Genomic DNA, 21643 nt, shown 5'->3' with positions numbered 1-21643 from the left:
AGAAGGGCTTTTATTAAGAAAATTTTTAAAAAAATTATAAAAAAAGTATTGCATCATTATAAAGATGTATGTATAATGATACAATAAGATGAATAAATATAACTCATAAATATTAAGAGGAGGAAGAAGAATGAAAACAGGAAAAAAAATATTGGTAATGGTACTTATACTTACATTGGCAATTTCCGCTGTAGGATGTGGTGTTAAGGCTAATGATGGTGAGAAGGAAATGACAAAGCTTGAAAAAATTCAAGCCAAGGGAAAAATTGTTTTAGGTACCTGTGCCGACTATCCCCCCTATGAATTCCACAAGGAAATAAACGGTAAGGATGAAATAGTTGGATTTGATATTGAAATTGCAAAGGTTATAGCAGAAAACATAGGGGTTGAGCTGGAGATAAAGGATATGAAGTTTGACGGTTTATTGGCGGCTTTAGTGGCAGATGATATTGATTTCATTATTGCTGGTATGGTACCAAGAGAAGATAGAAAAGAGAGTGTTGATTTTTCTATCCCATATTATCAAGCAGAACAAAAAATACTAATAAAGGCAGAGGATGCAGAAGCTTTAAATTCAATAGAAAGCTTAAAGGGCTTAAAGATTGGTGCCCAGAAGTCAACAGTGCAGGAGGATATTGCCAAAGACAAACTAGAGGCAGGAGAGGTTAAAGCATTAGGCAAAATTACTGACCTAGTATTAGAGCTTATGAACAATAAGATCGATGGAATTGTTTTAGTAGCCCCTGTTGCAGAGGCCTATGCAAAGCAGAACACAGATTTAATGGTACCAGAGTTTACCTTAGGAAAAGAGGATGGGGTAGCGGTAGCAGTAAACAAAGGAAATGCAGACCTACTGGCAGAAATAGATAAAACCTTAGAAGAGCTTATTAATGATGGATCAATAGATAAATTCATTCAAGAAGCGACAGCTTTAGCAGAAGAAGAATAACAATAACAATTATCATTTTAGTTACAATAAATGGGCAAAGGGTAAATGAGTTGATTAGAAGTAAAGGAGATAACAACAATGGACTTTTCATTTATGAGTAAATATTATCAATTTTATATCGATGGTACAGCAGTTACCCTTTTTCTTTCCTTCTTTGGCGTGATCTGTGGAGTAGTGCTAGGGGTACTTATAGCCCTTATGAAGCTATCAAAGAATTCAATCATTAAGGGATTTGCATCTAGTTATATAGAATTGATTAGGGGAACCCCACTATTAGTGCAGTTATATATTGTTTATTATGGTCTTCCGAGATTGGTGGGATGGGATTTTGAAGACATCACTTTAGGTATAGCAGCGGTTTCTCTAAATAGTGCAGCCTATGTGGCTGAAATTATTCGAGCCGGGATACAATCTATTGATAAAGGCCAGATGGAGGCGGCAAGATCATTGGGAATGCCCCATGGTATGGCTATGAGATATATCATTATACCTCAAGCCTTTAAAAATATTCTGCCTGCCCTAGGAAATGAGTTCATTGTTCTTATTAAAGAGTCGGCTATTGTTTCCGTAGTTGGGATCCATGATTTAATGTATAAAGCTGATACTGTAAGGGGGAATACCTATATGCCCTTTGCCCCCCTACTGGTGGCAGCGGTAATTTATTTTACCATTACCTTTGGATTGTCTAAACTATTAGGTTCTGTAGAAAGGAGGATGAGGGCTGGTGATTCAAGTATCTAATTTAAATAAAGAATTTGGTAAGCTTCAAGTATTGAAGAATATTGACATAAATATTTCCCAAGGAGAAGTAGTGGTAATCATTGGACCCAGTGGATCGGGAAAGAGCACCTTTCTGAGATGCTTAAACCTCTTAGAGGAACCCACAGATGGAGAAATTGTTTTTGAAGGGATATCTATTACAGACAAGACCAACAATATCAACAAGCAAAGACAGAAGATGGGAATGGTTTTTCAGCAATTCAATCTATTTCCCCATATGACGGTAATGGAGAATATCACTCTATCCCCCATGAAGCTGAAAAAAATGGAGAAGAAGGAAGCAGAAAAAGGTGCTTTAACTCTACTAAAGAGAATTGGTCTAGAAGATAAAGCCTTCGTTTATCCCAATCAACTGTCAGGGGGTCAAAAACAGAGGATAGCCATTGCTAGAGCTCTGGCCATGTCTCCGGATATGATGCTCTTTGATGAGCCTACCTCTGCACTGGATCCTGAAATGGTGGGAGAAGTGCTGCAGGTTATGAGGGAATTAGTAGCTGAGGGGATGACGATGGTTGTTGTTACCCATGAAATGGGTTTTGCAAAGGAAGTGGGAAGTAGGGTGATTTTCATGGATGAAGGAAGGATTGTAGAAGAGGGCTGTCCTAAGGAGGTTTTTACTCACCCCAAGCATCCAAGAACAAAAGACTTTCTTGGTAAGGTTTTAAAGTAAGGAAGGAGTGGTGTGTAGATGAAGCATAAATTCCTATCAAAAAGATATTGGAATTCCATCACTACTCCTATGGTAGAAGTGGTAGACTTAGCATATAAATATCAAGATATCATTAAGCTCAGCTTAGGAGATCATGATTGGGTTACTGACAAATATGTTATTGATGCAGCCTACAAGGATGCCTGTGAAGGTCACACCAAGTATACAGATTCCCTAGGTGATCCTCAGTTAAGGGAGGAGATTATAAAATATTACCATGATGTCTACGGATATCCGTTGGAATTGTCAGAGGTGATGGCTGTAGTAGGGGCCTGTCATGGAATGTATCTTGTATTAGAAGGAATTTTAGATGATGGAGACGAGGTGATTGTTCCTGAGCCCTTCTTCACCCCCTATGAAAATCAGATTCAATTGGCTAGGGGAAAAATGGTGCCCTTAGAAACCTATGAAAAGGATGGTTTTCAAGTAGATGCTGAAGGACTAAGGAATCTGATTACCAATAGAACTAAGGCTATAATTATAAACACCCCCAATAATCCCACAGGAGCCTGCTATAGTAAAGAAACCCTAAAAGCAATTGCAAAAATTGCAATAGAGTATGATCTGATAATAATTGCCGATGACATCTATGGAGCCTTTAGTTTCGGCAAAGCCTTTTTGCCTATGACCACGATGGAGGGCATGAAGGAAAGAACCATTACAATAGGAAGCTTTTCTAAGGATTATGCCATGACAGGATGGCGGATCGGATATCTATTGGCACCGAAATATATGATTGAATGCTTCAGAGATATAAATGAGGGAATATGCTTTTCTGCACCCTCCATATCCCAAAGGGCGGCCCTCTATGCATTAAAAATTAGGGATAAGTTTCAACCCCAATTGATAGAATCCTATCATAAACGGATATTTTACGCCTATGAAAGAATCTGTAAAATCCCCAAAATGTCAGTGTTACCACCTCAGGGCAGCTTCTATCTGTTTGTTAATATCAAAGAAACAGGCTTAACATCTGAAGAGGTTAGTAAAAGGATATTAGAAGAGGCCCATGTGCTGGTGATACCGGGAAATGCCTTTGGTAAAAGCGGAGAAGGCTATATAAGGCTTGCCTGTACCGTCGACATGAATAAGCTAAAGGAAGCCTTCGATAGAATATCGGCAATGGAGATCTTTTCTTAGAAGATTTTGATGTGCTTAGTGAGACTAAAATTAACTTTTTGAAATTTTAACATCTCTAAAGACTGCTATTATTTAAATGATTTGAACCTATACCTATATACAGGTATGGGTTTTTTAAATGTAAATTAAAAGAAGGTAATATAATAGTAAATCATAAATTACTAAAGGATATGAATACTATAGTCTAAAAACTGAAGTTGACACCTTTCCTTCTTTAATGAAGTACTTTTCTAAAATGATAGAAATCTAAAAAAACACCTTAGCTCCTTTAGCATCATTGAATTTATTGAGATTTATATAATATTAATAAATTTATCAAATAAACAATTGAAGGTTTGGCAAATTCCATAGTAAAAAGCAGATAACAATGGAAAAATATTATTGACAGTTAAATTATAGCGTTGTATACTAAAGTTAGTTAAACGTTTAAGTAACGTGCAGTAATATATCTATTATATACTAATTTTAGATTTAAATATTTAACTAAACTAGTTTTATGCGGAGGGCTTTCATGAAATCCTATAGATATGCACTATTTGACATGGATGGGGTTATTGTAGATACTGCTAAATATCATTATGAAGCATGGAGGAGGCTGGCTGAAGGCTTGGGCTTTGAATTTACTATGGCTGATAATGAAAGGCTTAAAGGGGTAAGTCGTATGCGGTCTTTGGAAATACTATTGGAGGTTGGCAACGTAAAAAACCTTCCATCAGATAGGCTAGAAGAACTGTGTAGGATGAAAAACAGCTGGTACATTGACTATATTTCTAAAGTAGACAAGAGGGAGATATTAAAGGGTACAGTTGAAACTTTAACATTGTTGCGAAGGAATGGAATTAAAATAGCCTTAGCTACAGCAAGTAAAAATTCCCAAATCATTCTAGAAAGGCTAGAGCTTAAGGATTTATTTGATGCTATTATAGATGGAAATTTAGTTGAAAGGCCTAAGCCAGATCCAGAGGTGTTTTTAAAAGCAGCTGAAGCTTTAGGAGGAAACCCCGATGAATGCGTTGTATTTGAGGATGCCTATGCAGGTATTGAAGCTGCAAAAAAGGCAGGTATGTATGCTGTGGGGATAGGCGATAATTCCAATCTTATTGGGGCAGATATGGTTATTCCAGGACTATGTGAAACAGATCAGATATTGCAACTATTTAACTAAACAATAATAGAATTTAAATATACATAGTTAAACGTTTAAAGGAAGAAGGTGGAATATTGGATAAATACAATATATTTGCAACGGGCAATGAATTTATTTCATTACCGGAAATTAGAGAATCAGATGGCGCTATATTAAGCATGACTTTGTTATATATGAGATATAAAGGAATGATTTCTTTAAGGGGTAGGGAAGATTCACCTTTGCTTAGGCCCTTTGTAAAACAAGATAATATGAAATATGACATTAAAGATATTAAGTGGAATAGACAATATCATTGGGTTCCCTCCTTTAAAGGTATTGCTGGAGACATAAAAATAAATGCTACTATACTTGCGCCTATTAACGAAAGAGGCTTTGTATATTCCTTTGCTGTTGAAAACCCAACAGATAAGGAAGTGAGTATTGAACTAGGTCTAGAAGGAACTTGGTCTCGTGCTATACACGAAATTAATGAAAGCAAAGAGATTGAAGCAAAGCGGATATTCTACAAAAGCAACTGGAATAAGGGAAGTTACTGCTTTGACTTAAAGGATGCCTTTACAATCCTCTCCTTCGCACCTATGCCAGAGGAAGGCATGACAAGTGTTGCAAACTACAATAATAAAGAAATAGATTACTACTTTAGTAAAGAGGTAAATATAGCACCGGGGGAAGAAAAAAGAGTTAATTACTATTTTGGCATTGGCTATGAAGAAGTTGCTGCAATTACTTCTGCTAAGGAAATGTATAGGCGAGGCTTTGAATATGAATTTAAGGCAACCTATGAATGGCTTAAGAAAAGGATGAAAAGGGCTGAAGACGAGAACATCGAAAGAATTCTTAATGAAAATCTATTCTTTAATTTTTTCTTTGCAACAGGAAAAACCTTAGATACAGAAGATCTGGTACTTGTTACCTCTAGAAGCCCACGGTATTATGTAAGTGCAGCTTACTGGGACAGAGATAGCTTGTTATGGAGCTTTCCTTCTATACTAATAGCTGACTCCCAATATGCAAAAAAAATGCTGAATTATGTCTTTAAAACACAGATAAAAAATATAGGTATTCATAGTAGATATATTGATGGAACAGTTCTAGAGCCTGGCTTTGAACTTGATGAACTTTGTGCACCAGTAATTGCCCTGTATAATTATGTAGTCCATACTGGAGATTATGATATTATCAATATTCCTGAGTATAAAAAAGGTATAGAAAGCATACTGGAAATACTTGATGAGCATAGACATGAGAGTATTGAGCTTTATGATACTTTTCTACAGCCAACAGATGATATGATTGTTTATCCATATCTTACATATAACAACATATTAGTTTGGCGTATACTTAAAAACCTTGGAGAGATCAATGAAAAACTAGGAAATCTTGATAAAAAGGAAGAACTCTTTAAAAGGGCTGACAAAGTAAAGACGGCAATAAATGAGAACTGTATTGTAGAACACAAAGGCAAAAAAATATTTGCATGGTCTGTAGACCTACAAGGTAACTTTAACATATATGATGAGCCTCCTGGAAGCTTACTTCTATCTGCATATATGGGCTTTTGTAGCTATGAAGATGAGGTTTATGTAGATACAGTCAAAAATATTAAGGATCCATCATACGCCTATTCCTTCGCCAATTGTAATATTGCTGAAATAGGCTGTGAGCATGCACCCCACCCATGGATATTGAGTCTTTGCAATAGCTTGCTTTGTGGAGAGAAGGAGCATGCTAGAGAGATCCTTATGAAAACCAATATGGATAATGGGATAGCTTGTGAGAGTGTAAATGAACACACTGGCCAATGTGAAACAGGGGCTGCCTTTGCAACCTGTGCTGGTTTTCTAGCCTATGCTCTTTATGAAGGCTTTGGATTGAATAGTGGTAAGAAATAAGGGGGTGGCTGGTGTGAGCTATGGAAGCATTAATACTTGGAAGCTGATAGAAAAGGAATACAAACCTGAAAAGGCCTTATTATATGATAGTTTATTTTCTTTGGGCAACGGTTATATGGGCTCAAGGGGATTCCATCCAGAGGAAAATAAAGAGTCTTATGAAGCTATGGTGTTTATAGCTGGAGTGTATGATTATATTAAGGCAGGAATAACGGATTTTGTAAACACACCCAATATATTTTATATAAACTTATATATTGACGGACAGCTGCTTAATCCATTTGAATGTAATATAATCGACTATGATCGTGAGCTTGATATGAAAAATGGTGTCTTATACCGTAAATTGACGGTTAGAGATAGTAAAGAAAGAGATACCGTTATTGAGTATAGCAGATTTTTTAGTCTCAAAGAGAAGCATCTGGCGGTTACTAGATATAAGGTTACTCCCCTTAACTATAGTGGGGAGATAACAGTATTAAATGGAATCGATGCAGCCTCTTCAAATAATCCAATACCAGATGATCAGTTAAAAAGTGACAGTGAAGTGGTATCGCTATTTGATGTTACTAGTATTAATCACTATAAAAAAAATTCTGTATCTATAGGATTTAATACGAAAGGTACAAATATTCATATGTCTGAGGCCTTATGCGTGGTATCCCCAGAGGGTGGAGTAGAACATGACAGCATAAGTTTAGCAAAGATTGTAGGTATTAAGAGTACAAAAAAGGTTCTTAAAGGATCCTCTATAGAGTTAGATACCTATTCAGCAATATATACCTCTAGGGATGGTATAGCTGATATAGAAAAGGCTTCAAAGGAAATGATAGCAGATGCTTCCCTCAGGGGTTACCGAAGGGTTTTAAGGGATTCAGAAGAGGAATGGTCCCTTAAGTGGGATATATCCAGTATCGATATAAAGGGTGACGATTTACTGGAGCAGGGGCTTCGATATAATATTTTTCAGTTGATATCATCCAACTCTCAACATGATGGAACCGTAAGCATAGGGGCTAGAGGCCTTACCCACTCCAGATACAAGGGTTGTTATTTTTGGGATACTGAGATTTTTATGCTGCCCTTCTACATCTATACTTGTCCTGAGGCGGCAAAAAATCTATTAATGTTTAGATATAATACTTTAAAAGCAGCAGAAGAAAATGCTAGAAATCAGAATTTATCAGGTGCACGTTACCCATGGATGTGTAACACCGATGGTATAGAACAATGTGAGACTTGGGATATTGGATTTTCAGAGGTTCACATTACAGCCGACATTGCATACGCCATAGAGAACTATTACAACATAACCGGGGATATTGAATTTTATTTGGATTATGGTGCTGAAATTCTAATTCAAACTGCTAGATATTGGGCGAGTCGCTTTACCTATGATTTACGAAATGACCTATATAATATGCTGTTTGTAAAGGGACCCAATGAATATGGAGGAGTTACACTAAACAATACTTATACTACCCTTTTAGCCCTCTACAATCTTGAGTTAGGCAAAAAGGCAATTGAGATGTTGAAGTCCAATAGAAGGTCTAAATGGATAGATATGAAGTCTGAAATGGGCTTTGAAGAAAGTGAAATAAATCTTTGGAATGATATTATTACCAAGGCCAAGGTTAACTATGATGAAGCTAAAAATCTGTATATTGAGGATGATAACTTTTATAAGCTTGAAGTACTAGACATTTCAGCATATAAAAAGGGAGAAGAACCTTTATATAAGACAATCTGCTTTGATCGTTTGCAGCGCTATAGGGTTATAAAGCAGGCAGACGTTATACTTCTAATGTGTCTTTTGCCTGATAAATTTAGCAAGCTAGAGATGAAGGCAGCCTGGGATGAATATGAATCTATAACATTACATGATTCCTCCTTAAGCTATGGTACCCACGCACAGTTTGCTGCATGGCTAGATTATAAGGAAGAGGCCTATAGCTATTTAATGAAGAGCATTAGACTAGATATAGATAACATTATGAATAACACTGGCAAGGAAGGGATCCACTTTGCAGCAGCGGGAGCATCCTGGCAGGCCTTTATATTTGGTATATGTGGGATATACATTAGAGATCATACTCTATTGGCAAAACCCTGTTTGCCGGATCATATAAAGGATGTACAATTTAAATTAATTTATAACGATAGAAAATATGAGATTAAAATAGATAATAGCCATAAACCCCTAAAAACAAATATATCTACAGTTGATTAAACGTTTAATTAATATTAAAATAATATTAAAAAATTAGATTAGAGGTATTTATTATGAAGAAAATTACAATAAAAGATGTAGCTAGGGAATCAGGTGTATCTATTGCTGCTGTTTCTTATGTACTCAACGGAAAGTTTAATAAAGTGTCTGATGAGACCATAAGAGCCGTTAAAGAGGCAGCTGAAAATTTAAACTATGTGCCAGATTTCTCTGCAAGAAGCTTGGTAAAGAATAAATCCATGCTTATAGGTGTAATCATTCCCCAGACCGAAGAAAATAGCGACATTGTAATCGTAAACCCCTTTTACAGTGATGTACTGGGTGGTATAGAAACAAAAGCAAGGGAGAATGGTTATCATATTCTTCTATCAAGAGTGGAAAGAGGAAGAGGCTGCTTTGATGTTTCTATGCAGAGAAACCTGGATGGAGCAATAATATTAGGTGCTTATGAGGAAGATTACTGCAAGGAGCTAAGCAAAGTAAAGATGCCAGTAGTATTTCTCGACAGCTATGTAAATAATGAGAATTTCTACATGATAGGTATTGATGATTTATATGGTGGATATATCGCAACAAAGCACTTAATTGCAAATGGACATGAAGATATTGCTATAGTAACAGGAAAGATCAAGAATCATGGCGTTATGGAAAAACGTTTTCATGGATATAAAAAAGCTTTAGAAGAGGCTGGAATACCCTTTAGGCAAGAATATGTTTACAGTGGGTCAGTTAATTATGAATATGGTATTGCTGCAGGTAATGAAATAGTAAATAGTGGGCTTCCAGTGACAGCAATATTTGCTACAGCTGATATAATTGCCTTTGGAGCCATCAACAGTCTTAAAGCATGGGGAAAACAAATTCCTGAAGATTATTCCATAATTGGATTTGATGACCTTTCTATAACCAGAATGTTTACTCCTCCTCTTACCACTGTAAGGCAGGATATTGCACAAAAGGGAATGGTGGCTGCTGATCTTTTGATTGACATACTTGAAGGTAGAAATAAAAAAGGAATAAAAGAAATGACTCTATCTTTAAACATCGTTGAAAGGGCTACAGTCTGCCAATTAACGAAATAAGGAGGTTTAACATGGTTGGTGATAAAAAGGGTAAAAAACTTTTGGTAATAGGTGCTTTTTTACTCCCAAGTCTTTTAAGCATGGCACTATTCAATCTTTTGCCGATTTTAATATCAGCAGTTGTAAGCCTTACTGATTGGGATATGCTAGGAAAACCTAAATTTGTGGGTTTGTTGAACTATATAAATGTATTTACAGAAGAAAAATCCTATATCGCCATCTTTAACATTTTTAAGTTCCTGATAGGATATATACCCCTTGTTTTAGGGTTGGGCCTATTATTTGCCACCCTACTGAATAGGAACATAAAAGGAGCAAAGGTTTTTCGGGGAATGTTTTTTATACCTGTTATAACCTCTTGGGTGGCAGTTTCTATAATATGGAAATGGCTTCTTAATGGAAATACAGGTATTATAAATTATGTGTTATCTTTAGTAGGAGTTCAAGGGCCAGTTTGGCTCTCTGACTTCTTTTGGGCTATGCCTGCAATAATTATGGCCAGTGTCTGGAAGGACGTAGGTTTTGTCACAATTATATTACTATCTGGTTTGGCGGATATTTCTAATGACTATTATGAAGCTGCAAAAATTGATGGTGCAAATACAATAAATCAGTTCTTTAAAATAACTCTACCCCTATTAACACCAACAATTTACTTTATACTTGTGATATCTCTGATAAACTGCTTTCAATTATTTGATCAGGTTATGGTAATGACAGGAGGGGGGCCGGCTGGAAGCACCTCAACTATGGTTGAACAGATATTTAAGAATGCATTTAAGAACTATAGAATGGGTTTTGCTGCAGCCCAGTCATGGATATTATTTTCAATAATATTTATCATAACCCTTGTAATGAATAAACTACAAAAGAGGTGGGTCAATTATGAAGATAAATAAGAATATTCTAGTTCCTAACCTATTGACCTATACAATACTAACTGTAGCTGCAGTTACTTTGGTGTTTCCTTTTCTTTGGATGATATCCGGGGCTTTTAAAGATGCCCTTGAGGTGGTGAAAATGCCTCCACAGCTTTTGCCAAATAGATTTACTTTTGAAAATTTTATTGAAATAAAAAAATACTTTCCAATAGAAAAATTCTTCATAAACAGTGTAATCGTTTCTACAATAACAACAATTCTACAGCTTTTATTTTGTTCAATGGCAGCTTTTGTATTTGCAAAATTCCAATTTAGAGGCCGAGAGGTGCTTTTTATGTTATATCTTATAACCTTGATGATACCAAAACAAGTTACTTTAGTGCCTTTGTTTATAGTATTTTCAAAATTAAGATTGGCGGATACCTTCCTAGGACTTATTCTACCTGATATATTCAGCGCCTTTGGGACATTTTTACTGAGACAGCACATGCTAACAATACCAGATTCATTTCTTGAGGCCGCATATATAGATGGTGCTTCCTATTTAAAGGTATTCACAAAAATTATACTTCCTCTGTCGAAACCTGCAATGGCTACATTAGGTATATTTGCCTTCATGTACTCGTGGAATAGCTTTTTATGGCCATTGATTATTGTAAACAGCAAAGAACTTATGACACTTCCCTTGGGCCTAAGTAAACTTACAGGCAGGTGGGCAACGGAATGGAATATACTTATGGCTGGGAATACAGTAAGCTTTATACCTATATTTATTGTATATATCTTTGCTCAGAAATATTTCATTAAGGGACTTACGTTAGGTGGAAACAAAGGTTAAGAAACAAGAAGGGGGGATGTATAGATTAGATTTTTATTTGTTATTGAACTTGGAAAAAAAATAAAAAAATGAAGAGGTGGATGAAATGTTAAAAAAGACTCTAGTACTAGCACTAGCGATTATTATGGTTTTATCCCTTGTGGTAGGCTGTAGTAAAGATGTAGCAGAAACTACAGAACCACAGTCTGGACAACCAGCTGAAGTAGCAAAAGAGCCAGTAACCATTAAATTTATGCAGTATACAGCCAGTGGCTCTCAAGAGGAAACTCTAAAGGCAATGATCGACAAATTTATGGAATTGAACGAAGATATTAAGGTTGAGTATGAGGTTTTGGCTTGGGCTGACTACTATACGAAACTAAATGCTGCCATAGCAGGTAATGCAGCTCCTGACGTATTTGAGGTTGGGTATGAAAATTTTGCCACCTATGCAGCGAAGGACGTTATTAAAGATATGAACAGTGCAATAGCCAATGATGGAGAATTTAAGGAAAATGTATTCAAGAAGCTAGCTTATGATGCTTTTAAGTATAATGGTAAGCAATATGGACTTCCTGAAGGGTATTCTGCTGTAGTACTTTTCTATAATAAAGATTTATTTGATAAAAACAGTGTTGCATATCCTAATGAATCATGGACATGGAAGGAAGAACTTGAAGCAGCACAAAAGCTTACAGATGAGAAAAATGGTATTTGGGGAACTTATGCACCATTTCAGTTCTGGGAGTTCTATAAGACAATTGCACAAAATGGTGGATCTATTTGGAGTAGTGACAATAAGTCAGTTACCATAAACAGTCAAGCTAATATCGATGCTCTACAATGGATGATTGACAAATCATTGAAATATGGAGTATCACCAAAGCTTAATGATGACACCTTCAGCCAGCCAGATGCTGATTTAAATGCCTTTAAAGATGGTAAGCTGGCTATGCTTCGCACAGGTATTTGGAATTTTGGAAGATTTGCTGATGCCGATTTTGAATGGGATATTGCCTTAGAACCAGGGAATACACAAAAGGCCCATCATTTCTTTGCAGATGCCCTTGTAGTATCTAAGGATACTAAAAAGGAAGAAGCTGCCTGGAGATTTATGAAATTTATGACCAGTGACCCATATGCAGTTTCCTTAAGGATTGAAAAGGGTTGGAGTGTGCCAGCTATAGCAGATGAGAAGGTAATGGCAAGTTATTATGAACTAGACAAACCTGCTTCAAGAAAGGTTGTTAATGAAACTTTAGATTCATTGGTTCTTCCTCCTGTAGGCCCTATCCCAGAGAGATGGAATGAAATTACTGGCGCAGTAGGAGAAGAATTAGAGAAGGCTAAGCTTGGTAGAATAACAGCTAAAGAAGCCCTTGAAAATGCAGCAAAAAGACTGCAGGGGCTTATAAAATAAATGAGAAACTGCGCCAACAGTTTCTCATAGGGAGTATTGCATGCTTGTGTTGAGTCAGGAACAATCATGCAAAACCACAGTATTTCAATAATGATAGGGTAGTTGTTTTATGCAACTATCCTATCATTTATAGTATAGGGTGTCAAGTTTCAAGGATATCAAACATTTATCATTAGAGATTAGAGGTATGGATATGATTAAAACGAACAATTACAAAAGTCTATTTGAAAGTAGCGTAAGACTTTCTGATGATAAAATCAGAGACCTATGCTTTGCAACAAAATACTACTTATTATCAAAGGATTATAACACCGTCAACGAGTATGTTAAGTTAATAATTGATAACTTAGACACAAAAAATATTACAACCCATGCACTGGCCCTATGGATAATCAGTGATGCAATTAGGGAAGCTGATATTAAGGATATTGAGGGTAAATACATTGAAGAACTAGTATCTGTACAGCTAAGTACCAATGATTGTAATGCTCCCCACTGGCTTTACGGGGGTAAATCGGATTATTACTTATCCAATATTGCTGCATTACACTGTGGACTAAAGAGTGGGCTAAACATCATTGATAATGATGATGCCCGTAAAAAAATGATAGCCTTAAGGGAGTATGCATTAAAGAAATTCCTACAGGGTGGCTATTTAATTAGTATTGCTGAAGGCGATCTTCGACTGGGAGATCTATCTATGTGTGCAGTCCCCTTTTGTATGTTTGGTGCTGAAGATCGAATATTAGTTGAATCCATGGAAGAAGAATCTGAAAGGTTTTTTGGAAATCAAGGAATAGAATTTAGTTTAACAGAAAAAAGAAATAAAGAGCTGACTCTATTATTGTCCTGGTATTTTGCTGAGAAAGGTGATATTGAAAAAGGGGATTTAACCCGTGCAAAGGTCCTTTATAATAAAGCAGCAGAATTAACTGCTTCTATAGGGAAAGAGGCTCTTTCTACTATACTTATGGCCATAGTTGAGGAAGTTCTATATAAAAAAGAAAACATAAGTGGGGACCTGACAATTATCCATTGCCCTAAAGGAACCAGCGATCCATATTATACATCTTTACATGAAAGATCTCCAAGGATACCGACTGATACAGAGGAGGTAGTAATAAATGCAGAAATTAACCCTTCCTTTGGTGAATATACACTTCAACTGGAGTTTTCGAAAAATAATCAACCTCCAATGGAAGTAAAAATGATTAAAGAGGGTACAGATGCTGGAGGAGAGTATTATAGGGCTAATATCGGAAGGTTTGATTTTGGAGAAAAAGTCACCTATAAGATAACTGCAGAGGGAAGTGGGAAACTTACCTCAAGCGAAGAGTTCTCCTTCAATACTGCAAGGTGGTTTGACTGTAATGGCATAATAGGGGCAGAACAGCTACAGGAGAAGATAATAATATATTTCGAAAAGGCTGTAGATTCTGATGTATTACCTGTTTTAACCATTAGACCCAATGGCAAAGCTGCTTTATTTGAGTTTGTGTTCAGGCATAATTATAAGATTTATAATCTATTAAAGTTGGATACCTTTAAAGCAGAGGACTTAGATGTTGTCGTAACACAAAAGGGTATTTATATTTGCGATAAACATAATGGGAGGGTATTGACTACTTTAGAAGATAACATGGTATCCTTTCTTTACAACGGTGAGGACATCATAAAAGCAAGGTTAAATCTTAAAGCAGGCAAAGAAGAGAAGTACTTTGGTATGGGAGAGAGATATTCTTGTATTGAATACAAAGGCCTTAGAATAGATAATTATGTATATAACCAGTACAGGAGCCAAGGGATGAAGACCTATATGCCAAGTCCTTTTTATATAAGCTCAGAGGGCTATGGTTTGCATTTTAAGACTAATTCTTATAGTGTATTCGATTTCTGCTCCACAAATGAAAATGCAGTTACTATTGAAGGTTACTGTAGTAAAGACAGTTTTGACTTCGATTTATATTTTGGAGATCCTAAAGAAATTCTGAAAAACTATATAAATAGAATCGGACTACCTGAGCTTCCACCTATATGGGCCTTTGGACCATGGATGTCCAGTAATAATTGGGACAGTCAACAGGAAGTACTTTATCAGGTTGAAATGACAAAAAAATTTGATATACCGGCTACAGTGCTGGTTATTGAACAGTGGAGTGATGAGGCGACATTTTACATCTTCAATGATGCAAAATATAATCTGAAGGATGGAAAAGAACGCCATAGGGCCAGGGAGTTTGAGTTTTCTCAATGGGGTAGATGGAATGATCCCAAAAGCATGGTAGATAAGCTACACCAGGAAGGGATAAAGGTATTACTATGGCAAGTACCTATTCACAAGTATATGGGGGGAGTTTCCCATCCCCAAAGGGATGAGGATGAGAGATTGATGATTGAAAAAGGTTTTTGTGTTATGAATGAAGATTTAACCCCCTATAGAATTCCCTATGGATGGTTTGCAGGAAGTTTAGTTCTTGACTTTACTAACCCAGAAGCAAGGGAGTGGTGGCTTGATAAAAGAAGATATCTTCTTGAGGACATTGGAATAGATGGATTTAAAACTGATGGTGGAGAATGTATATTAGGAGATGAACTAAAGTTTTTTGATGGCACATCTGGAAGAGAGATGCATAATCGTTATGTATTAGATTATATAGGAGCTTATTATAGGTATGTAAAAGATTTAAAGGGGGAAGGCATAACCTTTAGTAGAGCTGGTTATTCAGGGTCCCATACAATGCCAATGCATTGGGCTGGAGATGAACGCTCTACCTGGGAAGCCTTTAGGTCCTCAATTCGAGCAGGAATTTCAGCCGGACTTTCGGGAATCATATTTTGGGGCTGGGACATTGCTGGCTTCCATGGAGAAATTCCTACTGCTGAGCTGTTTATAAGGTCAGCTCAGATGGCAGCTTTTTGTCCTGTAATGCAGTACCATGCAGAAACAAAGGGGGAGTATAATAGAGACCGTACTCCTTGGAATATTGCAGAAAGAACAAAGGATGTAAGGGTTATCTCTGTATATAGAAAGTTCGCTATACTGCGAATGAACTTATTGCCTTATATATATAGTGAAGCAAATGATTGTGTAAATAACTGTCAACCTCTGATGAGGGCCATGTTCTATGATTTCCCAGATGAAGATGAATGCATAAACCTGGATATGCAATATATGCTAGGAAAAAACATTTTGGTATCACCTGTTTCAGAGGAAGGCCAAACCGTAAAAAGAGTCTATTTTCCAAAGGGTAAATGGCATGGTTTCTTTGATAATAGGGTATATGATAAGTCGGGCTATTTTGAAGTTTTCTCTCCATTAGATACCATCCCGGTGTTTGTGAAGGCTAACTCAATCATACCCCTGAATTTGAATAGTAGCTTAGAACTTTTGAGAAATGTAGGGAATGATGTTGATAGCTTCAAAAATTTATGCCTTGATATACGATTAGAAGATCAGATAAAGAACGACTTTAAATTTGGGGCTTTGGGAGATATTAATATAGAAGTAGTTAGAATAGATAAAGGTATAACTGTTAGCACTAATAGTAATCAACCTATTTTCTTACGTTTTTGGAATGAAGTAAAACCTAATAAAGTAACTATTAATGATAAGTTAGCCACTGAATGTTGTAATAGAAATGAGAATCATAGCTTTTATTGGTGCTACAAAGAAAATCAAATTATAGTTAAGGTTGAAGAGGGTAGCAGCTATATTCAAATCGAAGTATAATGTAAAAATACTCTAAAAAGCTTTATTATGCCTTTGTTGACCCTTTCAATCATATCGACAATTTATATCTCCAGAAATAGTAGAAATGGGAAATACAGAGGAAGTCCTAAATAATCCTCAACATGAGTATACTCAAAAGCTAATTGCTGCAGTTTTGTATAATGGTAGCTACAAAGAAGATGAGGGTTTTTCAACAATCTAAGAGGAGGCCTTAGGGTCCTCCTCTTTTAATCCTTTATTTCCTTAAACAATTCATAGGCCTTCCGTCGCGCTTCCTCTAATACCCTGCTTCCAAGAGGGGTTATCCCATAATACTTTCTGATCTTACCATCAACATTTCTTTCTTCCTTTTCTAAAAGCCCCTTGGTCTCCATGCTATGGAGCAAGGGATAAAGGGTTCCAGCGCTGATATCATAGCCATGCTCCTTAAGCTCTTCCATCATCCAAACACCATAAAAGGGGTCTTTTTTTGCATGATGAAGGATATGGATTTGTATAAAACCTAAGAAAAATTTCCTTAAAATTTGGTCTTGCATTTCTTCTCACCCCTAGTATATAATCTTGATATAGGAATACGATATTGATATTTGATAATATAATATCATGAATTGTAAATGTGTTCAAGGGTATTGTATGTAAAAACTGATATACTATTAACAGTCAATCGATGATTGAAAGGATGATTACATGAAGAAGGACCACAATTTACAAAATAAGAAGAAATTGGTCTGGACTACCTTCTTAAAGGATGTATTTATTTGCTCTTTAGGGGCTTATGGAGGTCCAGAGGCCCATTACGGGGTATTTACCGACCAAATGGTGGTAATGAAGGATTATCTTAATGAAGAGGAGCTGGTGGAGCTGATTGCTTTGTGTAGTATTCTACCAGGGCCAACCAGCACTCAAACCATTGTATCCATAGGCTATAAAATGGGGGGACCCTTATTAGCCCTTTTAACTATGTTGGTATGGGCATTACCTGTTCTTACCGTCATGACCCTATTATCCTTTTTGTATCAATTTTTATCAACCATGAATCTTTCCCAAGAGGGTCTTAGATATATCGGACCCATGGCTGTAGGCTTTATTGTTGTAGCTGCATATAGAATTGGACGAAAGGTTGTAGTGGATAAAATCACAATAGCTTTGCTACTCTTTGGAGGCATAACCACTTACTTTATCCGTGACCCATGGATATTCCCCTTGGTTTTAATTATTGGCGGTATTGCTAGTGTTGTCACGTCAAAGGAAAAGGACCTATGGAATCGTGTAACCATCAATCCTCCTTGGAGTTACTTAATTGTCTTTGGATTTTTTGCTGGGGGTAGCATTCTCATAGCTTTTGTGTGGGACAATCATATTATCAGCCTTTTTGAAAGCTTCTATCGATATGGATATTTGGTTTTTGGTGGTGGGCAGGTTGTGGTTCCTGTTATGCACAGTGAGCTTGTTGAAGTAAATAGATTTATGACCAATCAAGAGTTTTTAACGGGTTATGGCTTGGTTCAGGGCTTGCCAGGGCCGATGTTCAGCTTTAGTGCCTATGCAGGAGGGATGGCGGCCCGTGGTGGTAGTGTACTAACCCAAGTCCTAGGCTCTGTGGCAGGGGGAGTAGGGATTTTTCTACCAGGTCTACTTTTAATTTATTTTATCTATCCAGTTTGGGATAGTTTAAAGAAGATAAGAGGAATAAAGGTATCCTTAAAGGGAATTAATGCAGTTGCTGGAGGATTGATTTCTGTAGCTGCTGTAATTTTAATGCAAAAGAGTGGATTTGGATTGGATAATATTTTGGTCACCCTTCTTACTATTGGGGTATTGCTGACGAAAAAAGTGCCAGCTCCCTTTCTGGTGTTGGTGGTTTTAGTGGTAGGATTCCTAATTTAAGTTTATGATAAAAAACCCCCAAGGGAAGCCTTTGGGGGTTTTTAAGCAGTCTGTTATTTAATGATGATGATCCTCTTCAGCATCTTCTTTGGTTTCGTGGATGGTGCCCCTAGGATGCTCCGGTGGTGCATAAATAGAGTATAGCTTAAGGGGTTTACAGCCAGTGTTAACTACATTATGCCATGTTCCAGCAGGAATAAGTATTGCATAATCATCATACACCTCTTTTTTAAAGCATAAGTTATCCTTGCTATCCCCCATCATGACAAGCCCTTGACCTTCTTCTATTCGTATAAATTGATCTACATCTGGGTGTTTTTCAAGACCTATATCCTCACCAACATCTATACTCATTAGAGTTAGCTGTAAATGACATCCAGTCCATAACGCGGTACGGAAATTTGTATTTTCCTTAGTAGCCTCTTCAATGTTAACTACAAAGGGTTCAGGTCCATAATCCTTTAACTCAATACATTGTCTCCCAGAGCCTGGAGAATACATAGGCATATTACCCCAATAGGGGTATGGTTGAAATCTGTAGCCCTGCATATTATATGGGTTATAAACAGGTGCATTATAGAAATAAGGATAGTAGCATGGGTTATAATAATAATTCACATAAATCATTCCTTTCATACTCTTTTATGAACATAATATGATTAATAGATATAGGATGTGATTTATCTATAAAAAGTTTAAATGTGTTTTAAAAAGATATAATAAACTTAGATGTATTTTTAAGCAATATTTTTAATAGCCATAAAAAAACCAACATAATAGCATATAAGAGAAAAGGAAAAGGTGATAATATGACAAGCACAAAGGCAATAAATTGGAACTTTAATAACAGCTATGTACAGCTACCTTCAATATTTTATTCTACCTTAAGGCCTACTCCAGTACCATCACCAAAGCTGGTTATTTTAAATCATAAACTGGCTACAGAGATAGGACTAGATGTACAAAACCTGCTAAATAAAGAAGGTATTGAAACACTAGCAGGAAATAGTATTCCTGATGGGGCTTTACCTTTGGCTCAAGCCTACGCAGGCCATCAGTTTGGACATTTTACAATGCTGGGGGATGGTCGGGCCCTTTTGCTTGGAGAGCAGATTACCCCAATGGGTCAGAGGGTAGATATTCAGCTTAAGGGTTCTGGCCCTACACCCTACTCCCGTGGCGGTGATGGCCGTGCAGCCCTTGGGCCCATGCTTAGAGAGTATATTATTAGTGAGGCAATGGCTGCCCTTCAAATTCCCACCACTCGAAGCCTTGCAGTGGTGACGACAGGAGAAGGGATTATTAGAGATGCCTATTTACCCGGGGCTATATTAACCCGTGTGGCTGCCAGTCATATAAGGGTAGGTACCTTCCAATACGTAGCAAGTTGGGGGACTATTGAGGACTTAAGGGCTTTGGCTGATTACACAATAGGTAGACACTTTCCCTATATTGATACCGATGATCACCCTTATATTTCTTTACTTAGGGAAGTGGTAAAGTCCCAAGCTTTCCTGATTGCTAAGTGGATGCTGGTGGGCTTTATCCACGGGGTTATGAATACAGATAATATGGCAATTAGTGGAGAAACCATTGATTATGGACCTTGTGCCTTTATGGATACCTATGATCCTGCTACGGTTTTCAGCTCAATTGATGGTAAGGGACGGTATGCTTATCAAAATCAGCCTTCTATAGCTGGGTGGAATCTGGCTAGACTTGCTGATGCTCTATTACCTCTTATACATGACAAGGAAGAGGAGGCTGTTAAATTGGCAGAGGATATCCTTTCAGATTTTTCAGCCCTATATCATGATAATTGGTTATCTGGTATGAGGGGAAAGTTAGGGATTTTTAATGATGAGCCACAGGATGAAGACCTTATTCAGGAGCTTTTAAGGATTATGCAAAAACATAAGGCTGACTTTACCAATACCTTTAGGGGATTAACCTTTGAAGAAGGAGATGACACCGGCTTCTTTGAAACCCCAGAATTTAAAGAATGGTATAAACTGTGGCAGGCTAGGCTAGATAGACAGCAGGAATCAAAAACTTCCTCCCATCAACTAATGAGGGGCTTCAATCCTTCTGTTATTCCCCGTAATCATCGAGTGGAAGAAGCCCTTGAAGCTACTGTAAAGGATGGAAACTATGGTGTTATGGATAGGCTTCTGAATGTCCTTTCAAGGCCCTATGGCTACTCACCTCAGCAGGAGGAGTATACAAAATTACCTGAGCCTTCAAACCGTCCCTATCGAACCTTCTGTGGAACTTAATAAAGCAAAAAGCCGGTAAAGTATTCTATTACTTTAATCGGCTTTTTTTATTCTATTCGAACTTTGATATGATCCCCTTAATAACATCAAGGGCAGCTGCTAGGTTTTCCAGTTCATCATCAGTAAAATTACTAAGCTTCTTCTTTAAATCATTAATAACAAGGGTTTTATGTTGATTCATAAAGTCCATTCCCTTTTCAGTTAGCTTAAGATGGGCATACCTTTTGTCTTTTTCACTACCGATTCTTTCTATAAGACCTTTCTTCGTTAGCTTTAAAACAAGGGGAGTAACATTGGGCTTTGATATATTGAGGTTTTTTGCTAAGGCAGATGCAGTAAGGGTACCCATATCATCCAATAAAAAAAGTATTTGAAAGTGGGATTGAAACAAATCCTGTTCCTCATCATAAAGATCCATTGTAACTAGCTTCTTCTTCAACAATGGCAAAAACAAAAACAGACTATCCACCACTGATTCAAACTTTTTTCTATCCATAATTTACCCCTCCAGTGTATTTTGCTATTGCATTTTTTATAATTTAAAGTATAATATAGTTATAACAATATAATTATTATAATATAACTATATAAATCCATAGTAAAATAGATTGCAAGGAATGTCAAGGGTTATAAAGTAATTGACACCATCGGTTAAAGATAAAAAAGAAGATCTATCATGGTAGTGTAAAGTAGGTTATGA

Annotated in this window: 18 protein-coding genes; 15 read left to right on the top strand and 3 right to left on the bottom strand. The window is 36.7% G+C overall.

Features of this window, described 5'->3' with window-relative positions; genetic code table 11:
* Positions 1–130: 130 nt before the first annotated feature.
* From F8153_RS14045 to F8153_RS13985, 13 genes are all read left to right on the top strand, one after another.
* On the top strand, positions 131–949 hold the full coding sequence (locus F8153_RS14045) for a transporter substrate-binding domain-containing protein (protein WP_151866995.1): 819 nt from the start codon (positions 131–133) through the stop codon (positions 947–949).
* Positions 950–1027: 78 nt separating this feature from the next.
* Positions 1028–1690 carry an amino acid ABC transporter permease gene (locus F8153_RS14040; protein ID WP_151866994.1) on the top strand — a complete coding sequence of 221 codons (663 nt, stop codon included), beginning with the start codon at positions 1028–1030 and terminating at the stop codon, positions 1688–1690.
* A complete protein-coding gene (locus F8153_RS14035; RefSeq protein ID WP_151866993.1) occupies positions 1674–2399 on the top strand; it encodes an amino acid ABC transporter ATP-binding protein in 726 nt (241 codons plus the stop codon). The genes F8153_RS14040 and F8153_RS14035 overlap by 17 nt, the downstream gene beginning before the upstream one ends.
* A gap of 18 nt (positions 2400–2417) precedes the next feature.
* On the top strand, positions 2418–3578 hold the full coding sequence (locus F8153_RS14030) for a pyridoxal phosphate-dependent aminotransferase (RefSeq protein ID WP_151866992.1): 1161 nt from the start codon (positions 2418–2420) through the stop codon (positions 3576–3578).
* A gap of 511 nt (positions 3579–4089) precedes the next feature.
* Positions 4090–4743, top strand: a complete 654-nt coding sequence (gene pgmB, locus F8153_RS14025) for a beta-phosphoglucomutase (RefSeq protein WP_151866991.1) — start codon at positions 4090–4092, stop codon at positions 4741–4743.
* 56 nt (positions 4744–4799) lie between these two features.
* A complete protein-coding gene (locus F8153_RS14020; protein ID WP_243136989.1) occupies positions 4800–6620 on the top strand; it encodes a glycoside hydrolase family 125 protein in 1821 nt (606 codons plus the stop codon).
* A complete protein-coding gene (locus F8153_RS14015; RefSeq protein WP_192929830.1) occupies positions 6607–8850 on the top strand; it encodes a glycoside hydrolase family 65 protein in 2244 nt (747 codons plus the stop codon). Before F8153_RS14020 ends, F8153_RS14015 begins: the two co-directional genes overlap by 14 nt.
* A gap of 53 nt (positions 8851–8903) precedes the next feature.
* Positions 8904–9932 (top strand): LacI family DNA-binding transcriptional regulator, encoded by a 1029-nt coding sequence (locus F8153_RS14010; protein ID WP_151866989.1) that lies wholly within the window; start codon positions 8904–8906, stop codon positions 9930–9932.
* Between the two features lie 11 nt (positions 9933–9943).
* Positions 9944–10831 (top strand): carbohydrate ABC transporter permease, encoded by an 888-nt coding sequence (locus F8153_RS14005; protein ID WP_151866988.1) that lies wholly within the window; start codon positions 9944–9946, stop codon positions 10829–10831.
* The gene (locus F8153_RS14000) at positions 10818–11651 is read left to right on the top strand and encodes a carbohydrate ABC transporter permease (RefSeq protein ID WP_151866987.1); all 834 of its coding nucleotides are present in this window, start codon (positions 10818–10820) and stop codon (positions 11649–11651) included. Before F8153_RS14005 ends, F8153_RS14000 begins: the two co-directional genes overlap by 14 nt.
* A gap of 85 nt (positions 11652–11736) precedes the next feature.
* A complete protein-coding gene (locus tag F8153_RS13995) occupies positions 11737–13050 on the top strand; it encodes an ABC transporter substrate-binding protein (protein WP_151866986.1) in 1314 nt (437 codons plus the stop codon).
* A 193-nt stretch (positions 13051–13243) separates the two neighbouring features.
* Positions 13244–16780, top strand: coding sequence for a glycoside hydrolase family 31 protein (locus tag F8153_RS13990; protein ID WP_192929829.1), 3537 nt, complete (start codon positions 13244–13246; stop codon positions 16778–16780).
* Between the two features lie 85 nt (positions 16781–16865).
* On the top strand, positions 16866–16982 hold the full coding sequence (locus F8153_RS13985; RefSeq protein ID WP_151866984.1) for a hypothetical protein: 117 nt from the start codon (positions 16866–16868) through the stop codon (positions 16980–16982).
* Between the two features lie 25 nt (positions 16983–17007).
* Here the strand turns inward: F8153_RS13985 and F8153_RS13980 are convergent, their stop codons facing one another.
* Positions 17008–17316: a PadR family transcriptional regulator gene (locus tag F8153_RS13980; RefSeq protein WP_151866983.1), complete on the bottom strand. Its 309-nt coding sequence runs from the start codon at positions 17314–17316 to the stop codon at positions 17008–17010.
* A 151-nt stretch (positions 17317–17467) separates the two neighbouring features.
* Here F8153_RS13980 and chrA point away from each other — a divergent pair, with 151 nt between their 5' ends.
* Positions 17468–18667 carry a chromate efflux transporter gene (gene chrA, locus F8153_RS13975; RefSeq protein ID WP_151866982.1) on the top strand — a complete coding sequence of 400 codons (1200 nt, stop codon included), beginning with the start codon at positions 17468–17470 and terminating at the stop codon, positions 18665–18667.
* Positions 18668–18724: 57 nt separating this feature from the next.
* On the opposite strand, the gene F8153_RS13970 is transcribed toward chrA, so the two are convergent.
* On the bottom strand, positions 18725–19294 hold the full coding sequence (locus tag F8153_RS13970) for a cupin domain-containing protein (RefSeq protein WP_243136991.1): 570 nt from the start codon (positions 19292–19294) through the stop codon (positions 18725–18727).
* A 182-nt stretch (positions 19295–19476) separates the two neighbouring features.
* Here F8153_RS13970 and F8153_RS13965 point away from each other — a divergent pair, with 182 nt between their 5' ends.
* Positions 19477–20943 (top strand): protein adenylyltransferase SelO, encoded by a 1467-nt coding sequence (locus F8153_RS13965; RefSeq protein WP_151866980.1) that lies wholly within the window; start codon positions 19477–19479, stop codon positions 20941–20943.
* 52 nt (positions 20944–20995) lie between these two features.
* Here F8153_RS13965 and F8153_RS13960 read toward each other — a convergent pair whose 3' ends face one another.
* Positions 20996–21439, bottom strand: coding sequence for a MarR family winged helix-turn-helix transcriptional regulator (locus F8153_RS13960; RefSeq protein WP_151866979.1), 444 nt, complete (start codon positions 21437–21439; stop codon positions 20996–20998).
* Between the last annotated feature and the right edge of the window lie 204 nt (positions 21440–21643).

It is taken from the genome of Alkaliphilus serpentinus (genome assembly GCF_009017255.1).
Classification (GTDB): domain Bacteria; phylum Bacillota; class Clostridia; order Peptostreptococcales; family Natronincolaceae; genus Alkaliphilus_D; species Alkaliphilus_D serpentinus.
The sequence above is the reverse complement of the archived record's forward strand: the minus strand, read 5'-3'. Positions and strand labels throughout refer to the sequence as shown.